The sequence below is a fragment of the Saprospiraceae bacterium genome, assembly GCA_016717265.1.
Lineage (GTDB): Bacteria > Bacteroidota > Bacteroidia > Chitinophagales > Saprospiraceae > Vicinibacter.
This window is the reverse complement of the sequence record JADKFX010000001.1, coordinates 338,214-362,007: the sequence shown is the minus strand read 5'-3', so window position 1 is coordinate 362,007 and position 23,794 is coordinate 338,214. Positions and strand designations below refer to the sequence as shown.

The window sequence follows — 23,794 nt, the reverse complement described above, 5'->3', positions numbered from 1 at the left end:
TGGAGCAGGACATCATCCGTATAAGTGATTATCTTATGCGGGATCCTAAAGGGGCAGAATTAGCGCAACTTTTGGATGTAAATCAGAATCAGAAAATTAGCATAGAGGGTCTTTGTGGATCCAGGGATAGCTTTTTGATTTTATCTAGCTTCCTCAATCAAGCAAATCCATTTTTAATAATCTGTTCAGACAAAGAAGAAGCAGCATATTTACAAAACGATCTTGAACAATTTTCAAAGCAAACCAAAGTCTACTTTTTACCGGATTCATTTAGAAGGCCAGCTCAATTTGAAGAAATGGATACATTTCAGATACAACAACGAGTGGATGCCATTTCCAAATTAAATCAAAATGCACAGGGTATTATTGTAAGCTATCCGGAAGCGATTTTTGAAAAAATGATTTCAGGAAAAGCTATTGAGAAGTCAAAAGTTGAATTTGCAACTGGATCCAAATTGGATTTAGATGATATATTGATTAAATTGAATCAATTCGGATTTAATCGAACTGATTTTGTTTATGAACCCGGACAGTTTTCTGTAAGAGGTGGAATTCTGGATGTTTTTTCTTATGCATCGGATCTTCCTTATAGAATTGAATTAAATGATGATGTTGTGGAAAGTATCCGCAGATTTGAAACATTGACGCAACTTTCTCAACAAAGTATTGCACGGTTTTCTATTATTCCTAATATGCATTCTGATTATGAAACAGAAGCTAAAATGAGTCTTTTTGAGCTGCTACCAATGAATACTGTGATTTGGATTAAGGATTTGCATGCATGTACCGAATCGTTAAACAAGTGTTTTGAAGCAGCTAACCGACAAGGAGATAAAATGAAACATTATGATGAAGATCGTTTTATCCAATTAATTCACAGAAAAGAATATATCAATGGAGACGAATTTATTTCAGGCATTGAAAATTATAAATTGATTTTTTATAATCAGAAACCAGATAAAAGCATACCAACAATATCATTATCAATTCACAGTCAGGCACAACCCAGTTTTAATAAAAATTTCAATTTATTAATTGAAGATATCCGGGCGTTAAATTTAAAAAACTATAGCTGTTTTATTTGTACGAATAGCACAGCACAAATAGAACGTTTTTATAATATTTTTGAAGATCTAAAAGCGGATATCAAATATTTTCCGGAGCTTAAGTCTATCCGGGAAGGATTTATTGATCATGATTTAAAGATAGCTTGTTATACAGATCATCAAATATTTTCAAGATTTCATGGATATAAAATAAAACAAGGATATACAAAAGATCAGGCCCTCAGTTTAAAAGTATTGCGGGAATTGCAAGCTGGAGATTTTGTAACCCATATGGATTATGGCGTTGGTCGATTTGCTGGGCTCGAAAAATTGAATATTAATGGACAGTTACAAGAAGCCGTTCGGCTGATTTATAGGAATGATGATATATTATATGTGAGTATTCATTCATTGCATAAAATTTCAAAATTTGTAGGGCAAGAAGGAACAGAGCCAGGCTTAAGTAAGTTAGGGTCTGATCAGTGGAAACTTTTGAAACAACGCACGAAGCAAAAAGTTAAAGACATTGCGCAGGAATTAATTAAACTTTACGGAAAGCGAAAAGCGGCAAAGGGATTTGCTTTTCATCCAGATAATTATTTACAAGCAGAGCTGGAAGCTTCCTTTATGTATGAGGATACTCCGGATCAATACAAAGCAACGCTGGAGGTAAAGGCCGATATGGAAAAACCATTCCCAATGGATCGTTTAGTTTGTGGAGATGTCGGATTTGGGAAAACGGAAGTGGCTATTCGCGCAGCCTTCAAAGCGGTCCAAGATGGTAAACAAGTTGCTATTTTAGTACCGACTACAATTTTAGCAATGCAGCATTATAGGACCTTGAAAGAACGCCTCAAGGAGTTTCCAGTCGATGTGGATTATGTTTCAAGATTTCGGACAACAAAAGATAAAAATCAGATTATAAAAAATCTGAATGATGGAAAATTAGATATCATTATTGGCACGATTAGTATTTTAAGTGCTAAAATTAAATTTAAAGATCTCGGATTATTAATTATCGATGAAGAGCAAAAATTTGGTGTTGCTTCTAAAGAAAAATTAAGACATCTCAAACATAATGTTGATACCTTAACCCTGACTGCTACACCAATACCAAGAACCTTACAGTTTTCATTAATGTCGGCAAGAGACTTGAGTGTCATTCAAACGCCTCCTCCAAATCGTCAACCGATACATACAGAGCGCAGAGTATTTAATGACCACCTAATTCAAGAAGCTATAATGCATGAAGTGTATCGTGGTGGCCAGGTTTTTTTTGTACATAATAAGGTAAAAACTTTAGGTGAAATGGCTGCAGCATTGCATCGATTATGTCCTACCGTAGATATTCAAGTGGCACATGGACAAATGGAAGCGGAAAAACTTGAAAAAGTGTTGGTCGATTTTATTGATAATAAGTTTGATGTATTAGTATGTACCAATATTATTGAAACAGGTATGGATATTCCGAATGCAAATACAATTATCATTAATAATGCACATCAGTTTGGATTGAGTGATCTCCATCAATTAAGAGGTCGTGTTGGTCGTTCCAATAGAAAGGCCTATTGTTATTTGTTTGCACCACCTTCTTCTGTTTTGACTATGGAAGCCAGAAAACGATTAAAAACAATAGAGGAGTTTTCAGATCTTGGCAGTGGTTTTAATGTTGCTATGCGCGATTTAGATATTCGGGGAGCTGGTAACTTATTAGGTGGAGAACAAAGTGGTTTTATAGCCGACATTGGTTATGAGACCTACCAAAGAATATTGGAAGAAGCAATTTTAGAATTGAAGGAAACGGACTTTAAAGAATTATTTGCTGATGACAAAAAGGAAGAGAAGGTTTATATCCGGGATGTAACCATTGATAGTGATATCGAAATGATGATACCGGATGCTTATGTTTCTAATATTCAGGAACGGTTAAACCTTTATCAATCTCTTGATAAACTAGAAAACGAAGAAGCTATCCAGAAGTTTTGTGAACAAATTAAAGATCGTTTTGGTCCAATACCTTCACAAGTAGAAGAATTATTAAATGGATTACGTTTGCGATGGGTTGCAAAACGTTTAGGTTTTGAGCGGGTTGTTTTGAAAAAGAAAAAATTGCAATGTTATTTTATTTCGAATCCGGCTTCTCCATTTTTTGAAACCAAAGCTTTTCAAACAATATTAAGAAAAGTAGCATCAAAAACATCCAGATTTACATTGAAACAATCCAACATCAGCTTAATATTAATCAGCGAACACGTTGCAGGGTTTTTGCAAGCAAGAAATTTATTAGGCATATTAGAGGGAGATGAATAATTCCGGATGTTAAATGTTTTGTTATTTTAAAAGGTCTAAGATCTTTTGGAGCTTGGAATACTATGTATTTTGTATTTATAATCCAGCTTATTCAATCATAGTTCAGTCCGGTTTAATTTAAAAGATAATAAATTTTATAAATCTAATTAATTTTAAATTGAACGAAACAATCTGGCTCTGATAGTATCAATAAATTTTTACCTTTAAGAAAAATTATATGTCAAATCCTTATTCCCGAAGGGAAACATTAAAAGCACTTGGTCTTGTGGCAGGGGCATCCGTTTTTAAGATTCCAGATTTGTCCCAATTATTGGGTGAAACTCCGAATCCACTGCATGTCAAATTATCAAAACCAATAACAGCAATTACTTTAGGAGCAGGTGCTCGTGGCAATGTTTATGGAAATTATGCAATTGAAAATCCGGAAGAAATAAAAATCGTAGGTGTTGCAGAACCCATTCCAATAAGAAATGATCGATACACAAAAAAGCATTCCATTAAAGAGGATCACCGGTTTGTAACCTGGGAACATGTTTTTTTAAAACCAAAGTTTGCGGATGCTATTATTATTACAACACCTGATCATCTGCATTATGGACCTTGCATGAAAGCACTTGAAATGGGCTATGATATACTCTTGGAAAAACCAATGGCACAAACTGAAAAAGAGTGTAGGGATATTTTAGCAAAATCGAAAAAAACCGGTCGCATTGTAGGCTTATGTCATGTCCTCAGATATGCACCATATTTTGTTAAATTGAGAGCATTAATCCACAATGGTTCTATCGGTGAATTATTAAGTATCCAGCATTTCGAACCCATTCAACATGTGCATATGGCGCATTCATTCGTTAGAGGTAACTGGCATAATAGCAAAGAAACAACACCTATTATTTTAGCCAAATCCTGTCATGATCTTGATATTTTAAGATGGTTGGTAAATAAACCATCTGTGCGTGTTGCTGCATTTGGTAATTTAAAATGGTTTACCAAAAAAAATGCACCCGAAGGAAGCACAGGTCGTTGTCATGAAGGGTGTGCAATAGAATCTACCTGCCCGTATTCAGCACTTAAGATTTATTTAAGGGAGCACAGTTATACCTATGTATTTGATCTTCCGGAAAAAAAAGAATTAGTACCAGATGCAATTATGAATTATTTAAAAACTACAAATTATGGCAAATGTGTTTATCGCATGGATAATGATCAGTGTGATCATTATGTGATGAGTTTGTTATTTGAGGAAGGTATAACAGCTAGTTTTAATATGGAAGCATTTACTTCTTACCACGGTAGAAGAACTCGGGTCATGGGAAGTATGGGTGATCTTTATGGGGATATGGAAAAATTTGTTCACTCAGATTTTCGAACTGGAAAAGTAACAAACTGGGATTCTCAATCGTTTGAAGAAGGGGTTTATAAAAATCAAGGACATGGTGGTGGCGATTACCGCCTTATGAGAGATTGGGTACAAGCTGTAGGTCAACAAAATGCACAATTACTGACTTCGACAATTGACGCTTCCATTGAAAGTCATATATTAGGTTTTGCTGCAGAAAGAAGTAGAAAAACTAAAAAAATAATAGACATCAAATTATAATTTGATACAATCCATGAATAAATACTTTGTAAAAATGGTGTTCTGCTTCTCTAAATTGTATTTTATGAGAATTTAAAATGAGCACTTAATTTTTTGCATGGTATTTAAAAAAATTTGATTTAAGAAATGTTTATAGAATTTAATATGTTGAAATTATACAGAATCTTTTTTTTAGTAATAATTTATTTATTTGTTTATAATTCTTGTAAAAATCCAGATTCTAAATTAGATACATTGCAAACGGTGGATCCTGAATTGCAGTTATTAAATGAATCCATTCAAAAAGATCCTGAAAATGATTCCCTCTATTTTTATAAGGCATTTTATTATTTTGAAAGAGATTCTTACGAAGTCGCAATTGTTAACTTAAATAAAGCATTGTCGATTGATTCAACATTTAAGCCAGCTTATTATCAGCTACTTGCAGATGTTTATTTGGCAAATATCCAATCAAGGGAAGCTGTGGAAATTATTGATAAAGCCTTGATTTATTTTCCAAATGAGATCTCTGTTATTTTAAAATCGTCTCAAATAAAATTGATTTTAAAACAACATATGGCTGCATTAGCTACCTTGAATAAAATTTTTATAAGAGACCCACAAAATGCGGAGGCTTATTATTTAGCAGGGCATATATTTTATGAAATGGGCGATACCGGTCGTGCAGTAAATTCATATCAAAAGGCTGTTGATTTTAATCCAGATATGCGTGCAGCATGGGTGCAATTGGGTGATGTGCTTTCCGATTTAAAGAATCCAAGAGCGATATCGTATTATCAGAATGCTATCCTATTAGACAGTATCGATCCGGAAATATTTCATAAAAAAGCATTTGCATTATATAGTTTTGGAAAAACGGCTGAAGCTATCGCTCTTTATAAAAGAAGCTGCTTGAAATTTCCGAATTATGAGCCATTTTTTTTTAATCTTGGATTTATTTATTTGGAATTAGATTCTTTAGATAAGGCAATTGAACATTTTACCATAGCAACACAATTAAATCCTGTCGAAGCCAGTGGATTTTATCAACGGGGTATTGCTTATCAACAAAAAGGAGTTAATGCACAAGCTAAAACAGATTTCCAGCAAGCCTTGCAATTAGATTCTACCTTGGAGCTTGCAAAAATTGCATTGCGAAAACTAAAATGATGGTAACTGTTTTTTAGTTATTAGAATATTTTAAAAAGAAACTTATAGCGGCTACTTTACCGAGCAAATAAATTTGGTCCTGATCGGGATTTCCACTTGTTGGAAAACTAATTTCAACAACAGTATCAAAAGATCCCTTACCAACGACAAAGGATGGTAATAAATTTACTTCTGCCGCTCCTATTAAAAGCTTTCCATCTGCTACCAAAGGAATGGTCGTTGTTGAAATAGGAATATTGTGTTGCTCGAAAGCACTTATATTGAAATCTGAAGCTTTATACTCATCAAAGGTTCGCACCCCAATACTGATACTTATCAAATTAAAAATACAAACATTGTCAGTTGTTCGATACCATTTATAAACGCGGGTAGCACCCGTTACATAGGTATCATAAGTCAAACCACCTCCATGTCCACTAACTGGGGCAGTAATCTCATAGGTTTTATTATTATGCTTATTAGGATCACATTGTGCATCTTTTTCATCACAATGATTCATCGTTAGAAGCACCATAAAAAAAAGGGAAACGTAGTATTTTAAGTTCATAAGTTGATAATTAATAAAATAATGTATTTCGTTTCCCAGAAATGTTATTCTGATGCAAAATAAGAAAATTTGAAAATATAATTGTTCAAAATGATCTTTTAGTAGATTTTATTTGTTAGTCAATCTATAAATATCTATTTAATTTTTAAATTATCCTTATGTCAGTATTGAAAGTTATTGAAATCATGTCATCTTCTAAAAAATCTTGGGAAGATGCAACTGCAACTGGAATTGCTAAAGCATCAAAAACCCTTAAGAATGTAAAATCTGCCTGGGTTCAGGATCAATCTGTCACTGTTGAGAAAGGAAAAGTGAAAGAATACAGGGTTTCATTAAAATTGAGCTTCGAGGTACTTTAACTAAATTAATTGTATTAAATAGTTGTAAATTAAATTATTATATATTATTATATAATTTAATGTTTATTTTTTTCAAAACTCTTACCTTTGAGCTTTGAAATCCGAGCATATGATACAAATTAGCTTCCCCGATGGAAGAATTCAAGATTATCCAATTGGAACAACCGCTTTTCAAATTGCGCAATCTATAAGTGAAGGATTGGCGAGAAATGTTCTAGCCGCTAAAGTAAATGGCGAGATCGTAGACTCCAACAGGCCTATAGAATCAAATGCCACCCTACAATTATTAACGTGGAGCGATAAAGAAGGAAAATCTACCTTTTGGCATTCTTCAGCGCATTTGATGGCTGAAGCTCTTGAGCGATTTTTCCCAGGTGTCAAATTTGGAATTGGACCTCCCATAGAACATGGCTTTTATTATGATATAGATACCGGAGATACTGTTTTATCATCCAATGATTTGATCAAAATTGAACAAAAAATGGTAGAACTCGCAAGAGAGAATAATCCATATATAAGAGAATCTATTTCAAAAGCAGATGCGATTCATTATTTCAAGCAAAAGGGAGATGAATACAAATTAGAATTGATTCAGGAACTCCAGGATGGAAGTATAACGCTTTACAAGCAAGGTCAATTTACAGATTTATGCAAAGGTCCACATATTCCAAATACAGGATTTATTAAAGCTGTAAAACTTACAAGTATTGCCGGTGCTTATTGGAGAGGAGATGAAAAGCGGAAACAACTTACCCGGATTTACGGAATTACCTTCCCAAAGGCAAAAGAACTTGAAGAATATTTATTGCTCTTAGAAGAAGCAAAGAAAAGAGATCACCGCAAATTGGGCCAGGAATTAGAATTGTTCATGTTTTCTGAAAAAGTAGGTGCTGGTCTTCCAATCTGGTTACCAAAAGGTACGGCATTGCGACAACGATTAGAAGATTTTCTCAAAGCGGAGCAAATTAAAAGGGGATATACTCCTGTAATTACACCGCATATTGGACATAAAAACTTGTATATTACGAGTGGACATTGGGAGAAATATGGTGAAGATTCTTTTCAACCAATAAAAACACCAAGAGAAGGTGAAGAATTTCTTTTGAAACCAATGAACTGTCCTCACCATTGTGAAATTTATGGACATAAGCCGAGATCCTATAAAGACCTACCATTGCGGATCGCTGAGTTTGGAACTGTTTATAGATATGAACAGAGTGGTGAATTGCATGGCTTAACAAGAGTTCGTTCTTTCACACAAGATGATGCGCATATTTTTTGTACTCCGGAGCAAGTAAAAGCTGAGTTTTTAAATGTATTGGACTTAACCATGCTTGTTATAAAAAAATTGGGTTTCGAAAGTTTTACAGCACAAATTTCATTGCGGGATCCATTGGATAAAGAAAAATATATTGGATCTGATGAAAATTGGAATAAAGCGGAGCAAGCAATTATAGATGCTACGAAAGAAGTTGATTTAGAAACTACGGTTGAACTTGGTGAAGCAGCATTTTATGGACCAAAATTAGATTTTATGGTAAAAGATGCATTAGGGAGATCCTGGCAATTGGGTACCATCCAGGTTGATTATAATTTACCGGAAAGATTTCAATTAGAATATATAGGTGCCGATAATGCAAAGCATCGACCGGTTATGATACATCGGGCCCCATTCGGTTCTATGGAGCGTTTTATTGGCGTATTGACAGAGCATTGTGCCGGCAAATTTCCACTTTGGTTAACACCAGAACAATTTGCTATTTTACCTGTGAGTGATAAATATTTAGATTATGCTAAGGACGTTTTGATTCAACTTCAAGCTGCAGGATTCCGGGGTGATATTGATGATCGCATTGAATCCATTGGAAAAAAGATCAGGGATAATGAATTAAAGAAAATTCCATACATGCTGATCGTTGGAGAAAAAGAAGTTGAGCATAAAACAATTTCTGTAAGAAAACAAGGATCTGGTGATCAGGGATCAGAAACGATTGAAGCGTTTGTTAAGCAATTGAATGCCGCACTTTAAAAACGGAATGTTTCGTAGTTCCTTAGAGAAAGCATCTCTTTAAATTCGCATACAACAACTATCCGGCATAAACGATTCGTTTTAATAGCAATTTGAAGTCGATTTATAGAAATGTTATTTTCAGAATCCATTTTTAAATATATAGAAGGGTTTAAAATAAATCTGCCTAAGTTACCTAGTTCCGTTCAGTTTTTATTGCCCTATGAAGCGGATGCTGTCCGCCTTATTTCTGATAGATTCTATAATGCATTTTATTCAGATATAAATTGCAGAAAGTTAATTCTAGGAATTAATCCTGGAAGATTAGGAGCAGGTATGACCGGGGTGCCATTTACAGATTCTAAAAGACTTATTGAAAACTGTAATATTGAAACTGAAATTCAATGTTATGAACCTTCCTCTGAATTTATTTATCAAATGATTACAGCGTATGGTGGTGTGGAGAAATTTTATAAGAATTATTTTATTAGTTCTGTTTCACCTATTGGTTTTGTAAAAGATGGAAAGAATTTTAATTATTATGATGATCCGAAAATTTATTTACTACTGGAGCCTTATATCGAATTTCAAATTGGCAGATTGAAAAATTTAAATTTGCATTTTGATGAAGTATATTGTTTGGGTGAAGGCCAAAATTATAAATGGCTAAAAAAATTAAATGGACGTCATCATTGGTTTGGTACCATTGTGCCATTGGCACATCCTAGGTATGTAATGCAATACAAGAGAATTTTAATTAAAAGTTATATAGATTTGTATATCAAAGCGTTAGCATAGGAAAAAAGAGTCAAACATTAACGTTCCATTAGCCAAAAGTTAGTAGCTTTTAACAACGATTCTTTTTTTGAGTTGTAATTTTGTCGCCTCAATTAAAAATCTTAAACACAATGAAAAAATTTATTGCAATTCTTGTTCCAGTTTTATTTGTTATCGCGTGTAAAAACGTTGAACAATTTCGTGCACCAATAGAAGCATTATCAGCTGATTGGGAAAAAGCTACAACTTCAGTTACTGAAGCTGGCAGTATGTTAGGCGCTGCACAAGCATCCTTAGCTGCTTTAAAAGATAGTTTAGTAGTAGATCCTAAAATGGCTGCTAAAATGAAACCAGAAGTTATAGCATCTATGGACTCCATGAAGATCGCTTTTAACTCTCAAATTGAAGGAATTACTGGATTAGCTTCAGAAGTTACTTCCTTTGCTACTAGCTGGCAGGAAATGTCTGGTAAATTAGCGAGCTTAAAAGATGGTTTAGCTGCAGGTAAATTAGAAGGTGATGTTATGGCACAAGTTAATGAATTAAAGAGTGCTGTAATGGATGCTTCTACAAAAGCAGATGGTTGGAAAAATAAATTAGAGTCAGCAAAAGTTGCTGCAATGGCTGCTTACGATATGTATAAGCAAAAAGGAATGAGCAAATAAATTTGCATTAAAATATATTTAGATTCGCAATTTTATTAAAAGCTCGCGAATTAATAAAAAAAAAGGAATTCCAATTTGGAATTCCTTTTTTTTTATTCTGAATTAAACGTTGGGACGATTATTTGTTTTGTTTAATTTTTATTGACGATTAGGTTAATAGCAACAAATTGTTTTAAGGTCTTTTATGAATATGCTAAACTTTGTTTTAAAAGAAAGCTCTTAACAAGTTTAATGGTGACTTTAAATTACCTTTCTCAAAAGCTTAATGCATACTTTCCAAACTCTTCTTTACAAAATCATGAAGTGCTTCGCCTTGTAACATTTGTTGATCTAACATGGCCAATTTAAAAAGATAATCTGCTATATCTTTTCTTTTTTCTGAATCCTTTTCAGCTAATAATTTAGTTGCTACAATCGGGTGATTGCTATTAATTATACTCTCGTAATGATTTAAAAATGGATGATCATCAGCTTCTCCTTTAACAGCATGCATCATATATTGCATTTCACTCATTCGGCGCATAAATTCGGGTTTCACGATCATTACAGGAGGATCGTTGGGTGATAGCGCTTTCAATAAGGTATTACTTCCTTTATTAATGGAAATGGATTTAAAGATTTCTTCCACCGTTTTTTGATCTGCTTCCGACAAGACAGATTCTGTTTTTTCTTCTTTTTCTATTAATTTATCCAAAGTATCTGAATCGACCCGTTTAAAAGTCAGTTCTGCTTTCATTTCCATTTGTTGGATAAAATGATTATCCAGAACATTATTCATAAGTAATACATCATATCCTTGTTCTTTTGCAGCAGCAATATAGCGGTAATGCAATTTAGGATCATTTGTATATAATACTGTCAATCGATTATTTTTGTCAGTCTGCAATTGTTTGATATGTTCTTTATATTCATCAATTGTAAAAAATTTCTTTTCTGTATTTTCAAAAAGAACTACAGGTATTGTCTTTTCTGCAAACTTTTCATCTGAAATTAAACCATATTTAATAAACGTACTGATATCCGACCATTTTTTCTCAAAATCTGCTCGATCTTTTTTAAATAAATCGTGTAACTTCTCAGCAACTTTTCTGGTAATATAACCAGAAATCTTGCGCACATGGGCATCAGCCTGCAAATACGAACGAGATACATTTAATGGAATATCCGGAGAATCAATAACACCATGTAGTAACATTAAAAATTCGGGTACAATTTCTTTTACATCATCTGTAACAAATACCTGATTGGAATAAAGATGTATTTTGTTTTTCTGAATTTCAATATTTTGTTTGATTTTAGGAAAATAGAGTATACCCGTTAAATTAAATGGATAATCTATATTTAAATGGATCCAGAATAAAGGTTCTTCAGAATAGGGGTATAACTCATTATAGAAGTTTTTATACTCTTCATCCGTGATATCCGTTGGTGCTTTTTTCCAAAGTGGGTTTGGATTATTGATGATATTCTCTTTTTCAATTTCTGTTTCTACCTCACCTTCCTTAATTTTTTCTTTACGGGTTCCAAATTGAATAGGGACTGGTAAAAACTTACAAAACTTATCAAGCAAACCTTCAATTCTAGCATCTTCAAGATATTCTTTACAATCTTCTGTGAGATATAAAATAATCTCGGTGCCACGATCTTCTTTGATAACCTCTTCAATATTAAATTCCGTATCCCCTAAGCAGGTCCACTTTACTGGAACCGCATTTTCCTTATAGGATTTTGTAATTACTTCTACCTTATCTGAAACCATAAAAGCAGAGTAAAACCCTAATCCAAAATGACCTATAATATTGGCTTCTCCTTTGTATTTATTAATAAAATCTTCAGCAGAAGAAAATGCAACCTGGTTTAAGTAATTTTTAACTTCCTCTTCATCCATTCCAATTCCTCGATCTTTAATAGATAGCGTTCCATTTTCTTTATGGATAGAAATTTCTATTTTTAATTCTCCTAATTCGCCTTTAGCCTCACCCTTAGACGATAAAACTTTTAATTTAGTAGTTGCATCTACAGCATTTGAAATGAGCTCTCTTAAAAAGATCTCTTGTTCGGAATACAAGAATTTTTTAATAATTGGAAAGATATTTTCCGTTTTGACTGAAATTTTACCTGAACGCATAGATTATATTGTTTAGAACTTGCTTGTCAAAGCCTGTGCCATATGGGAAAATCTGCCATTTTGACCTATATTATAGCAATTTATTGTCATTTTAAAGGTCTGTAATACAAACAAACCATACTTGCATAAAATACTATGAGCTTCTATTAAATTTTAAATTCATCATATTGCATTAAAGTAGCATGTTTTTACATAGTTTAAATAAATAAAATACGATAAAGTCTAAAATAGTAATCTATTGAAAATCAATAGAATATATTCTTGCATTTAGTTAGAATTGAGAAATATGTAAAATTTTTATGATTCTTATTAAAATTGGCAAGGTTTATGCATTTTGAATGCTGTCCGGGTGACCGGATACGTACCCAAAGAATTGGATACGAGACAATTTTTGAGATCGGTTTGCTGGGGGGTATAAACCGATCTCTTTTTTTTATCGCTAGGCGTTTTCCTTATGCAAGCAAAAAAGTTTCGATTTCCCGAGTTCCCTCCGTTGAATAAATTCTCAGATTTTTTAATTTTAAAATAAATAGCAATTGTCTTAGGGCAATGCATACACAATTTGATGTTTATGCGCTCACAAGAACTTTCATAAAAATTGTAAATGCTTGTAAGTAGAAGATTTAATTCATCCAATTTCCAACTCCCGGACAGATTGCCTTTATAGATGGATCCAGCTCAATGTATGCCCGGGGTACATTATTTCCAAGCCATTCTTGAAATTTAATATTTTTCTTATATTCTTTTGCAGCTAATTGAATCTTGGCATAATCTTGTTTCATATTTGCTTTATGGGGTGCGGATTTAGATAATAGCTTTACAATTCTATAAGTTTTACTTCCATCCGCTTCAGTTGTTGAAAATGCTTTCGTGATTTCTCCTACCTTAATGCCATCAATTGCAAAAAATACATCTGGATCTAAATCTCCAGTTTCAAAACTTGCATTTCCCGTTTTAGGATTTATAAGTTGCCCTCCATTATTATAAGATTCAGATTTCTTATCTGAATAATATCTTACGGCAATTTCAAATGAAACAGTATCTTTTAATATTTTATTTCTGATAGAGTCTAAATATTTTTCTGCTAATTTAAAATCAGAATCTTCAATTCTTGGTTTTGCCAAAATATGCCGGCTTAAAATAGAATTCCCTCTTCGCTCTAATAACTGAATAATATGTAAACCAAATTCAGTTTCTACGATACCTGAAATAGAATCCTTTTCTAAACCATAAGCTACCGCTTCAAATTCAGGGACTAAGGAACCTCGTTTCATCCAACCCAATGCGCCACCATTTTTTGCAGAACCCGGATCATCCGATTGAATCGTTGCAATTTTAGAAAAATCCTCACCATTTTTTAATCGTAAAATAATTTTTTCTAATTTTTCTTTTGCAAGTTTCTTTTGGGTTTCATTGATTCTGGGCTTATAAACGATTTCTGATAATTCCACTTCAGCATTAAAATAAGGAACACTATCTTTTGGTATTCTAATAAAAAAAGCATCTGTTTCTTCTGGAGTGATTCGGATTTCCCCAATAACTTTGTTTTGGAGCCGTTCAGTTAGCAATTGATTTTTCAAATCTTCTTTAAAACGATCCCTGGTTTCAGAAACAGTTTGTCCATAATATTCTTCGAATTTTTTATAGTCATTATTAAAGTATGCTAAAATTTGTTCAATCCTTGCATTTAATTGTTGCTCTACTTCTTCATCTTTTATTTCAATACTATCTACTTTCGCCCGATTCACCATAAATTTTTGAATCAAGATATTTTCCAAAATAGAACAAGAGTTATCTTCTGAAAATGCATTTTGTTTGTTTTTTAAAAAACTAACTTGCTCCTGCCAGTCAGAATATAAAATTACTTCGCCGCCTACTTTTGCAATAATTTTATCAATCGTTTTATTTTGAGAGAACAAAATAGATTGAGACAATAGACAACATAAAAGGATGTAATGATTCATTTTTGAAAATATCATTTGTTTAAAAATTGAATGCGTTTTGATTTTAATTCAGTCTCGTAAAGGTTGGATTTAAATTGATCTAACAATTTAATTTTGCGTTTATGTAAAATTGCTTGTGTTGCCTGATCTTTAAAAAAGGATAGCGGCGGATCTTGATTTGGATGTACCACTTCAAAAAATTTAATTTTATAGGCATAGTTAAAGTCTGCAAAATCTCTTGAAATACCAGCTTGGATGCTATTCTCAGTTAAATTTTTTGAAGGAAGGTGTTGTTTTACTTCATCCCATTTATACCATTTAGCTGGATTTAAAAAACAAATGTCAGCATTATTTTGACAATATAGATTTAACATTTGAAGATTAGAATTATTTAAATTTTTCCATAAATTTTCAAGATTTCTGGAATCTGAAATAGGTTTATTTACTTTAACGAAAATGAACCGAAAGATGGTACTTTCTAATTTATATCTGGATTTATTACTATTATAATATTCTGAAAGTTCTTGATCTGAGATTAAGGTATCTAGCTTTTCCCGAATTAACTTTTCTTCAAATTTTAATAATAATAACTCATTGCGAAAGGTTTCTGTTAAAAGTTCTATTTCTTTTTGATTGCCAATTTGCTTATTGGCTTCATTTAACATGATTTGATCTTTAACCCATTTCTCAGCGTAATTCGTTACAATTTGTGCGCTATCAGAACTTTGAATTTCAGAGATTGTATTTTCAAGCACCTCACTATAATACAATGTACGACCTCCATATTTAATGATTACCGGATCTTCACCTTCCTGTATAGAATTTTCTGATTGTTTACAACCAATAATTGAAAAACCTAGAAAAAGGTAGCAGTAAAAAAAATGTAAAAATCTCTGTTCATTCATTCTATGAATTACCCTTTGATAAGCTTATGGAAAACATCCTCATTGATTTTAATCGGATACTTTGCTTTCAATTCATCTACCCATACAAGTTCAAGATAATCCTGATAATCTGCTATGATATACCCTCTGGCTTCATCCAATGATTTAATTCCAGCAGGAAGATTTGATTCTACTTTTCTAAAGGAATAGCTGGTAAGTCCTGAGTCTAAGGTTAAGTCCGTAATGGATCCTTTTAAAAAGTTGATTCCTTTATAAGAATCTGGAGATTTCTTTTCAGCTATAAATTTCTGATAGGAAATATATTTTTTATCCGGATCATATTTTGTAATCACCTTATCAATTGCATTCTTTTTTGCGAATTTATAAATTTCGTCAGCTAATTTTTTATTCGTGGTATCAATATTTATAGAATGAATAACAGCTCTTTCATCCCAACGGTATTTATCTTTATTTTTATCATAAAATACCTTTAAGCCACTGGTATCTTCAGATGCGCGATCCCAAACTATATTTTTTGTTGCTTCAAACAGCAAAATGCCTTCCCGGTATTCTCTCATTAATGCTTTAAAATCGGGATATTTATCTTCTAATTTTCCTTCTTCAAACTGCAGACATTTTTGAGAAGAGTATTCTTTTAACATGGTTTTCAAAGTAGCTTGCACATCTTTCGAATCTCCACCTTGAAGTCTTTGACGTGTGTTGGTTTTTACATATTCTGCAAATTCTAAGGTACCGAAATCTTTATTTCCCAAACTAAATAAAGCTTCCTCTTTCAAACTATCTGGAACTCTCCATTTATAAGTGTAGAAATTGGTATCTATTAAGTTTATAAATCGAGTTAGTACTACTTGATTTTCTTTATAACCAGCTTCCATTTTTATTTTTTCGATCAAGGTACTTTGGGCTACATTAAAACGTTGGTCCCGTTGTATATCAACTTGAATTTTTCGCTTCGCACGTTCATATGGCAATTCTTCATCTTTGCGCAATCTTTTAATAATATGCCAGCCTATTGCAGATTCAACAGGTAATGAAAAATCGCCATCTTTAGCCAATTTAAATGCAGCATCTTCAAAAGCTGGTTCAAATTGGTTGATTCCAAAGTAGCCAATATTTCCACCTTGTGAAGCGGTTGTTTTATCATCACTTAGCACTCTTGCTAATTCTTCAAAGCTTTGACCTTCTTTAATTTTTTTATAAATGCTGTCTATTTTCGCTTGCGCTATTAAATCACTATGACCTCTACTTGCTTTTTTAATTAAAATATGGGCTGCTTCCATTCTGCGAAAAGCTGCTCTTTCAGCTTCTAATCTTAAAACATGATATCCTAAACGGGTACGGATTGGTGTTTGATAAACCTCACCAGTTTTTAGGGAATACGCTGCATTTTCTAATTCATAAAAACCTTCTGGGAACATCGCAGTAAACCATCCTAATTTTCCACCTTTTTGAGCAGAATTTAAATCATTTGACATTTTAGCGGCATCGTCCCATTTCATTCCATTTTTTAAAAGTCGAATTGCATTTGAAGCTTGTGTGAATGGTTGGACTGTATCTTGTCCGGAAGCATTCGGACTCATGCTAAAAAGAATATGATCAATTAATAAATCTTTCTTCTGTCTATCGTAAACTTCCCGAGCAAGACGGTCGGTAACTTCTTTATCATTTAAGTAATTTGTTGTTAATTGTTGACGGTAACCTTCCAGTTCTTTTATAAGGGCCGGGATCGTGTCTACTTTCATATCCCGGGCTGCCTGAACCTTTAGTTTGAATTTAGTATAAAGATTCAAATAGTCTGTCAACGACTTTTTGGTATAGTCGGCTTCTTTACCATTATTCTTATTGTAGATATATTCAAATTCAGAAACATGGACTGCATTTCCAGCAACGGAAAACAAAACTGGATCTGGCCCTTGGCTAAATCCAACAATAGAAATTAAAAGTGCAATTACAAAGCTGATTGATTTCATAGGAATTTTTGTTTAAAAACGGTCAAAATTAAGCAGTAGATACGTTTAAAACCCATTTTATAGTGGCTTAATATGATTTATTAACGTTATATTAATGAATATGGTCTTAATCTTGAAGAAAGATCCGCTTTACCCGGGTTGAGATACCGCATAATATTTCATATGGGATGGTATCTGCAATTTTTGCTAAACTTTCGATGGCAGCGTTTTTTCCAAATACCTCTATTTCCATGCCTTCTTCGATTTGACCTAATTGGCTCACATCAGCCATACACATGTCCATACAAACAACCCCGATTAATGGGATTTGGACACGGTTTGCCCAAAGTTTATATGCTTTCAATCCAGCTATTCGCGGTAAACCGTCAGCATAACCGATTGCTAAAACAGCTACTTTGGTAGATTCTGAAATGGTTCCACTCCGATTATAGCTCACCGTTTCACCAGCTGGTAGGATCTTAATTTGAGAAACCCGTGTTTTTAAAGTATGGGCTTTTTCAAGGAGGGTCTTTAGTTTCGGATCATTATCAATTCCATACATCCCAATCCCTAGCCGAATCATGTCAAAACACAAATCAGGGTGACGGGCTATGCCACCACTATTTAAAATATGGAATAATGGTTTATAATTTAAAACTTGTGAAATCTTATCTGCCATTTGTTTAAAAAGTGCCGCTTGTTTTTTAGTAAAGTCATCAAATTCACTTTGATCGCTGCCAGATAAATGTGAAAAAATCGATTTTACAGTTAATTGTCGATTTGAAATTAAGAATTGGCAAAGTGCTTCAATTTCATTTTCTAAAAAACCTAAACGATGCATTCCTGAATCTAGTTTCAGATGGATATCAAATTTGGTAAATTTTCCTAATTCCGTAATTAGTCGCTGACACTGGGCCAATGAAAAAATTTCAGGTTCTAATCGATGATCTAATAATAAATTAAAGTCCGTAGTACCCGTATTCATTACGAGTATAGGTGTTAAAATTCCTTTTTGTCTTAATAAAATCCCTTCATCCGGGTATGCTACTGCAAAATAATCTATGTTTTTATGTTCTAACAATCTTGCAATTTCGTATTGACCACTTCCATAAGCTGCGGCTTTTACAACCGCCATAATCTTTGTATCTTCTTTTAAATAGGACTTATATATATTTACATTATGGGTGATCGCTTTTAAATCTATTTCAAGAATCGTATCATGCTTAGATAAACTAAGCTGTTGAAAAAATTGTTCTAATTTAAATTTTCTTGCACCTTTTATTAATATTAATTCATTTTTAAAATAAAGAGAATCAAAATTTTCAATTAGTTTTTCTGTAGATTCAAAATGAAGAAATGTAATTTGTTTGGTCAAATAAGATTTTATTTCTTTTATTTCTTTCCCAACGCCTATCAATTTTTGAATTTTATATTTTTCCAATAAATATTCAACGGAGGGCCATAAATCTAAAGTTCCTTTTTGTTCAGCAAAATCTGTAAGGACCAGTGTCCTGGGAAGCTGCTGATTTTGTTGATCTACAAACTGCAAGGCTAATTGTAAAGATTTAAAATCGAGACTATAACTATCATTAATTAAAATACATCCATTGATTCCTTCTTTTTGCTCGAGCCGCATGGTCAGATTATGCAATTGATTGATACCGGCTTGAATTTCAGAGGTAGTAAGTTGTAGTTCTAAAGCAAGAACAATACAATGTAAAATATTTTCAAGAGAAGCTTCATCTTGAAAGTTTAATTCAAAATCAGAAATTAGTTCTTTGTACTTTAATTTTAAATGAAGTCCTTTTTTGTGTTTCTTTAATGTAACAACATTATAATCTGCATCTAATTTTTGTGACCAGTTTCGATTATTAAGATGTTGTTTTCGATGATGTTCAATACTTTGATAATCTTTACAATAAATTAATTTTTGAACGCCATTAAATAAAATTAATTTTTCCTTGGTTTTTTCATCCATACCAGAAAAACCAGCTTGATGCGCATCTCCAATGTTTGTGATGATACCTATGGTTGGTTGAATCATTTCACGAAGCAGGTCCATCTCACCAGGTTTAGAAATACCTGCTTCAAAAATTCCCAATTGGTGACTTTCATTCAGCTCCAATACAGACAAGGCAACACCTAATTGTGAATTAAAAGATTTTGGATTTTTGCAAATAATATATTTTTCTTGTAAAATGGTATTGAGCCATTCCTTTACAATCGTTTTACCATTGCTACCAGTGATCCCAATGACCGGTATTAGAAACCGGGAACGGTGATAACTAGCTAGTTTCTGTAAGGCTCGGAGCACATCCGGCACTATTAAAAAACAGGCATTTTTAATTTTAATATCATTTGATACTACAAAGACCTGAACTCCTTTTTCAATAAGGTCTGGAACAAACTCATGACCATCTAACTGATTTCCTTTTAATGCAAAAAAAATGGTCTCTTCTGCTTTGATGACATAGCGACTGTCAATTTCAGTGTGTTTTATAATGACATCTTCAAATAAAGTGTTGTATTCAGAAACATCAAGTATGGCAGCAAGTTCTCGGACGCTATAAATCATTTTTTAGTTTCAGTATAAAGACTTGTTTCATCGTTTAACAATTTTAAAAGAATGCATCGTATGTAAGTTAAAGCAGTGGCATTAGCTTAAATCAAATCCAATATCTTGACGGTAATATTTTCCTTCAAATTGTATTTTAGCTGCTAAATCCAAACTAGTATCTACGGCTTCTTCTTTTGTATTTCCAAAGGAAGTTATGGAAATTACTCTACCTCCATCTGTGGTAAGGATACTATTTTGCTCTTTTGTACCTGCATGGAAAAGGATTGAATTTTGGTATCCTTCAGTGGGTAATTGAATGGTTTTACCTTTTTCATAAACTCCAGGATAACCACCACTGACCAACATAATCGTAGCAGCATATCGAGGATCGGTTTCAATTTTAACTTGATCCAATCTATTTTCTTGCATAGCTAGAATGAGTTCGATAAGATCCGTTTTTAGTCTTGGCATTACAACTTCTGTTTCCGGATCGCCCATTCTACAATTGTATTCTATTAAATAGGGTTCTCCCTGCACACAGATTAGTCCGAAGAAAATAAATCCTTGATACGGGATTTGATCTTTTTTAAGTCCGTCAAGTGTTTTCTGAATGATTTGCGAACGAACTTTTTCTAACAAGATTTCATCTACAAAGGAAACTGGCGAAACGGCACCCATTCCACCTGTATTTAAACCGGAATCGGCAATTCCAATTCGTTTATAATCTTTAGCTATTGGTAAAAGAGCATATTGTGTTCCATTTGTAAGGATAAATACTGAAAATTCAATGCCATCTAAAAATTCTTCAATGACGATCGTTTCAGAGGCTGCTCCAAATTTACCATGGAGTAGATCTAATAACTCAAGTTCAGCTTGATGGTGATCCGGACTTATAATGACCCCTTTACCTGCGGCCAGTCCAGAGGCTTTCAATACAATAGGTGGTTTCAATAAGCTCATATACTCCAAAGCTTCTTGTTCCTGATCTTTGGTAAAAGCTTGGAAAGCGGCAGTTGGAATAGAATGCTTAAGCATAAATTCCTTTGAAAACGCTTTACTGCTTTCCAGCATTGCCCCGGCTTTTGTAGGGCCTACCAAAATAGGTTTATGGTCCCAGGAGGCTATAGACAATGCATCCATTAAACCATCTGCTAATGGAACCTCTGGCCCGCAAATCACAATATCAATATCAAAATTAAAAATAGTAGTTTTAACTAGTTCTGCATCTGAAGGATTGCCAGGTAGATTTAAAGCCAAGGCTGCGGTACCCGGATTCCCCGGCATCACAAAAAGTTGAGCGATTAAATTGCTTTGTTTGATTTTATATGCCAAGGCATGTTCCCGCCCGCCGGAACCTAAAATTAAAACATTCTTTTTCATGAATCGTGTTCCGGCAAAGGTAAATAAAACCAAGTAACACTAAACCAGCAAAAGTGATGTCAAATAAAACTTAGAATTTTTTTTAATTAAAGCTCAGAACCCAATTCTCCCTTAACAATCATACGGAAGCCATTCCCATGTATGTTGATAATTTCGATATTTTCATCTTTAGCTAGATATTTCCGAAGCTTGGTAACAAAAACATCCATACTTCGAGCCGTAAAATAATTATCCTCACCCCAAATTTTAGTGAGTGCTTCAGATCTGGATAAAATTTGATTTCGGTGTTGACAAAATAATTTTAATAATAATGCTTCCTTTGGTGATAATTTGATTTTTTCACTGATTTCGTTATTTTCTTTAAGATATAAAACACGAAGTGGAAAGTTGAAAAAATAAAAACCTATAGCGTATTCTGTTGTGTCATCATTTGGATCGACCTTTTTCATAGATCGCTTCAAAATAGCTTGTACCCGATATAGCAGTTCTTCAGAATTAAAAGGTTTTGTCACATAATCATCAGCACCTATGCGAAAACCTTCTAAAATATCTTCTTTTAAAGTTTTTGCGGTTAGAAATATAATTGGAATTTCACTACTTTTAGAACGGATGTCTTTAGCTAGTGAAAAACCATCTTTTCTTGGCATCATGACGTCGAGAATACAGAGGTCATATTGCCCACGTCGATATTGTTCAAATCCATCAATGCCATCCACAGCAAGATCTACATCATAGCCATGCATTTCCAAATAGGATCTTAGAACATCTCCAAAATTGCGATCATCCTCTACAAGTAGAATTTTTGTAGTAGGGTTTGTTTCCGTTTTGCTGCCAACCATAGTCAAGGTTTTACAGTATAACGATTAGAAATTCAGTTTGTCGTTGCATTGCAATTTTTTTTTTTATGTTTTTACAGGTAGGGTAAGTGTAAATCGGCTTCCTTTTCCCATTTCACTTTCTACATCCACCCGTCCGTTATGCTCTATAGCCATAGCTTTAACATAACTCAAACCAAGACCAAAACCCTTGACATTGTGTAGGTTACCAGTAGGAACTCTATAAAATTTTTCAAAAATCATCTTCTGAACATCTTTCGCCATTCCGATCCCTTTATCGCAAACACTAATTTCTATAAAACCACCTTTATTTTTTGTTGTCACTTTAATTTCTGGTTTTTCGACAGAATATTTATTGGCATTATCTAATAAATTATAAATAATATTTGTCAAATGAATTTGGTCCCCCATTACATTTGAATTCAAAGCATTTAATTCTTTAATTATAAATCCATCGCGTTGTTGAACCTGTAAACTGATATTTGCTACCGCTTGTTCTATAATTTCATGGATATTCAGTTCTTTTAGATTCATTTTAAAATCATGTTTATCTAAAAGTGCCATTTGAAGTACTTTTTCAACCTGGCTTAACATCCGTCTGTTTTCTTGACGAATAATATCTGCAAACCGCCGAATTTTATCGGGTGCATTAATAACCATTGGACTCGTTATTGAATCTGAGGCTAATGAAATTGTAGCGATGGGTGTTTTAAATTCATGCGTCATATTATTGACAAAGTCATTTTTGATTTCAGATAATTTTTTTTGTCGGAAAACCACATAAATGACATATGAAAAACAAGCAACTATTAATGAAGTTAATAATAAACTTAAAACTAATAATGGCCATACAGATCGCCACAGCCAGCTTGTTTTTGTGGGAAAAATTACTTTTAGCGTACCTGGATTTCCGGTAATTCCAGGAAACAAACCTATTTCATATTCTGAATTTTGGAGCTGCGTTTCCAATTTTAAACCTGGATTTGAAGCCCTATAGTTTACTCCTAAATCCGCCTGATAATTTCCATTCAAAATAATCATGCGTTTTCTAAAATTATCAAAAACCCCAAAGGAATAATCCAAATCCAAATTAAGCTCAATAAATTCTTGAGTTATTATTTTCTTTAAAAATAAAGGATCAATTCTTCGCTCCAGTGGAAATTTTTGTAACCGAATTTCACGGTCTATTAATTCTATTTGTTTTTGCTTTTCATCCCATCTCTCTAATAACGAGGCGGAAGATAAACTTAAACTAGGATCGTGTTTTTCTAGTCGGGTCCCTACCCTGTGTAAAGCCGCTATAATTGACTCATTAAATTGTTGTTCTTTTAGGTTGACAGACCAATTAATCCAATATAACTGGACAATCGTAGTACCAATTAATGCTACAGCCATTAAGCCGATTACAAACCATATCGCTTGCTTTCCCATTCAATTTAAAACTCAAAAGTCAATAAAAAGATCCACTAACATGCATTTTTTAACCCCGATTTAACCTAGAGCATTAATTTCTATGGCAAAATGGAGTTTCGTTTAATTCTAATAATGCCAATTAAAAGCTTGTAGTACAATCAGTTAATAATGATAAATTTATTATATTTCAAATTGTTTAAAATTTTTTTGAAAAATATTTGG

At 33.1% G+C, this 23,794-nt stretch carries 16 protein-coding genes; 7 read left to right on the top strand and 9 right to left on the bottom strand.

Translation table 11 applies throughout. The features are described from left to right. Positions 1 to 35: 35 nt before the first annotated feature. The 3 genes from mfd (at position 36) to IPO86_01610 (ending at position 6,105) form a co-directional block, all read left to right on the top strand. Entirely contained in the window at positions 36 to 3,356 is a 3,321-nt protein-coding gene (mfd, locus tag IPO86_01620; protein MBK9726794.1) for a transcription-repair coupling factor, read from the top strand. A gap of 217 nt (positions 3,357 to 3,573) precedes the next feature. Continuing rightward, the gene (locus IPO86_01615) at positions 3,574 to 4,956 is read left to right on the top strand and encodes a Gfo/Idh/MocA family oxidoreductase (protein ID MBK9726793.1); all 1,383 of its coding nucleotides are present in this window, start codon (positions 3,574 to 3,576) and stop codon (positions 4,954 to 4,956) included. A 144-nt stretch (positions 4,957 to 5,100) separates the two neighbouring features. Next, positions 5,101 to 6,105: a tetratricopeptide repeat protein gene (locus tag IPO86_01610; protein MBK9726792.1), complete on the top strand. Its 1,005-nt coding sequence runs from the start codon at positions 5,101 to 5,103 to the stop codon at positions 6,103 to 6,105. A gap of 13 nt (positions 6,106 to 6,118) precedes the next feature. On the opposite strand, the gene IPO86_01605 is transcribed toward IPO86_01610, so the two are convergent. After that, entirely contained in the window at positions 6,119 to 6,652 is a 534-nt protein-coding gene (locus tag IPO86_01605; GenBank protein ID MBK9726791.1) for a hypothetical protein, read from the bottom strand. 158 nt (positions 6,653 to 6,810) lie between these two features. Here IPO86_01605 and IPO86_01600 point away from each other — a divergent pair, with 158 nt between their 5' ends. The 4 genes from IPO86_01600 (at position 6,811) to IPO86_01585 (ending at position 10,461) form a co-directional block, all read left to right on the top strand. After that, the gene (locus IPO86_01600) at positions 6,811 to 7,011 is read left to right on the top strand and encodes a dodecin domain-containing protein (GenBank protein ID MBK9726790.1); all 201 of its coding nucleotides are present in this window, start codon (positions 6,811 to 6,813) and stop codon (positions 7,009 to 7,011) included. A gap of 109 nt (positions 7,012 to 7,120) precedes the next feature. Further along, positions 7,121 to 9,040, top strand: coding sequence for a threonine--tRNA ligase (thrS, locus tag IPO86_01595; protein ID MBK9726789.1), 1,920 nt, complete (start codon positions 7,121 to 7,123; stop codon positions 9,038 to 9,040). Between the two features lie 111 nt (positions 9,041 to 9,151). Beyond that, positions 9,152 to 9,817: a DUF4918 family protein gene (locus IPO86_01590; GenBank protein ID MBK9726788.1), complete on the top strand. Its 666-nt coding sequence runs from the start codon at positions 9,152 to 9,154 to the stop codon at positions 9,815 to 9,817. A 110-nt stretch (positions 9,818 to 9,927) separates the two neighbouring features. After that, positions 9,928 to 10,461 carry a hypothetical protein gene (locus tag IPO86_01585; protein ID MBK9726787.1) on the top strand — a complete coding sequence of 178 codons (534 nt, stop codon included), beginning with the start codon at positions 9,928 to 9,930 and terminating at the stop codon, positions 10,459 to 10,461. A gap of 262 nt (positions 10,462 to 10,723) precedes the next feature. On the opposite strand, the gene htpG is transcribed toward IPO86_01585, so the two are convergent. From htpG to IPO86_01545, 8 genes are all read right to left on the bottom strand, one after another. Further along, positions 10,724 to 12,589: a molecular chaperone HtpG gene (gene htpG / locus IPO86_01580; GenBank protein MBK9726786.1), complete on the bottom strand. Its 1,866-nt coding sequence runs from the start codon at positions 12,587 to 12,589 to the stop codon at positions 10,724 to 10,726. Between the two features lie 623 nt (positions 12,590 to 13,212). After that, on the bottom strand, positions 13,213 to 14,553 hold the full coding sequence (locus IPO86_01575; protein MBK9726785.1) for a peptidylprolyl isomerase: 1,341 nt from the start codon (positions 14,551 to 14,553) through the stop codon (positions 13,213 to 13,215). A gap of 11 nt (positions 14,554 to 14,564) precedes the next feature. Continuing rightward, positions 14,565 to 15,437, bottom strand: a complete 873-nt coding sequence (locus IPO86_01570; GenBank protein MBK9726784.1) for a hypothetical protein — start codon at positions 15,435 to 15,437, stop codon at positions 14,565 to 14,567. Between the two features lie 8 nt (positions 15,438 to 15,445). After that, entirely contained in the window at positions 15,446 to 17,407 is a 1,962-nt protein-coding gene (locus IPO86_01565; GenBank protein MBK9726783.1) for a peptidylprolyl isomerase, read from the bottom strand. Positions 17,408 to 17,513: 106 nt separating this feature from the next. Beyond that, entirely contained in the window at positions 17,514 to 19,961 is a 2,448-nt protein-coding gene (locus tag IPO86_01560; GenBank protein MBK9726782.1) for a bifunctional UDP-N-acetylmuramoyl-tripeptide:D-alanyl-D-alanine ligase/alanine racemase, read from the bottom strand. Between the two features lie 81 nt (positions 19,962 to 20,042). Next, positions 20,043 to 21,323: a phosphoribosylamine--glycine ligase gene (gene purD, locus IPO86_01555; protein ID MBK9726781.1), complete on the bottom strand. Its 1,281-nt coding sequence runs from the start codon at positions 21,321 to 21,323 to the stop codon at positions 20,043 to 20,045. Between the two features lie 86 nt (positions 21,324 to 21,409). Further along, on the bottom strand, positions 21,410 to 22,162 hold the full coding sequence (locus tag IPO86_01550) for a response regulator transcription factor (GenBank protein ID MBK9726780.1): 753 nt from the start codon (positions 22,160 to 22,162) through the stop codon (positions 21,410 to 21,412). Between the two features lie 63 nt (positions 22,163 to 22,225). Continuing rightward, positions 22,226 to 23,590 (bottom strand): HAMP domain-containing histidine kinase, encoded by a 1,365-nt coding sequence (locus tag IPO86_01545; protein MBK9726779.1) that lies wholly within the window; start codon positions 23,588 to 23,590, stop codon positions 22,226 to 22,228. Positions 23,591 to 23,794: the final 204 nt, after the last annotated feature.

Excerpts from the sequence above, each read along its gene's own strand:
- htpG (MBK9726786.1), bottom strand. The coding sequence starts at position 12,589 with ATGCGTTCAGGTAAAATTTCAGTCAAAACGGAAAATATCTTTCCAATT.
- IPO86_01570 (MBK9726784.1), bottom strand. The coding sequence starts at position 15,437 with ATGAATGAACAGAGATTTTTACATTTTTTTTACTGCTACCTTTTTCTA.
- IPO86_01600 (MBK9726790.1), top strand. The coding sequence starts at position 6,811 with ATGTCAGTATTGAAAGTTATTGAAATCATGTCATCTTCTAAAAAATCT.
- mfd (MBK9726794.1), top strand. The coding sequence starts at position 36 with ATGCGGGATCCTAAAGGGGCAGAATTAGCGCAACTTTTGGATGTAAAT.
- thrS (MBK9726789.1), top strand. The coding sequence starts at position 7,121 with ATGATACAAATTAGCTTCCCCGATGGAAGAATTCAAGATTATCCAATT.
- IPO86_01605 (MBK9726791.1), bottom strand. The coding sequence starts at position 6,652 with ATGAACTTAAAATACTACGTTTCCCTTTTTTTTATGGTGCTTCTAACG.
- IPO86_01565 (MBK9726783.1), bottom strand. The coding sequence starts at position 17,407 with ATGAAATCAATCAGCTTTGTAATTGCACTTTTAATTTCTATTGTTGGA.
- IPO86_01610 (MBK9726792.1), top strand. The coding sequence starts at position 5,101 with ATGTTGAAATTATACAGAATCTTTTTTTTAGTAATAATTTATTTATTT.
- purD (MBK9726781.1), bottom strand. The coding sequence starts at position 21,323 with ATGAAAAAGAATGTTTTAATTTTAGGTTCCGGCGGGCGGGAACATGCC.
- IPO86_01590 (MBK9726788.1), top strand. The coding sequence starts at position 9,152 with ATGTTATTTTCAGAATCCATTTTTAAATATATAGAAGGGTTTAAAATA.
- IPO86_01585 (MBK9726787.1), top strand. The coding sequence starts at position 9,928 with ATGAAAAAATTTATTGCAATTCTTGTTCCAGTTTTATTTGTTATCGCG.
- IPO86_01615 (MBK9726793.1), top strand. The coding sequence starts at position 3,574 with ATGTCAAATCCTTATTCCCGAAGGGAAACATTAAAAGCACTTGGTCTT.
- IPO86_01560 (MBK9726782.1), bottom strand. The coding sequence starts at position 19,961 with ATGATTTATAGCGTCCGAGAACTTGCTGCCATACTTGATGTTTCTGAA.
- IPO86_01545 (MBK9726779.1), bottom strand. The coding sequence starts at position 23,590 with ATGGGAAAGCAAGCGATATGGTTTGTAATCGGCTTAATGGCTGTAGCA.
- IPO86_01575 (MBK9726785.1), bottom strand. The coding sequence starts at position 14,553 with ATGAATCATTACATCCTTTTATGTTGTCTATTGTCTCAATCTATTTTG.
- IPO86_01550 (MBK9726780.1), bottom strand. The coding sequence starts at position 22,162 with ATGGTTGGCAGCAAAACGGAAACAAACCCTACTACAAAAATTCTACTT.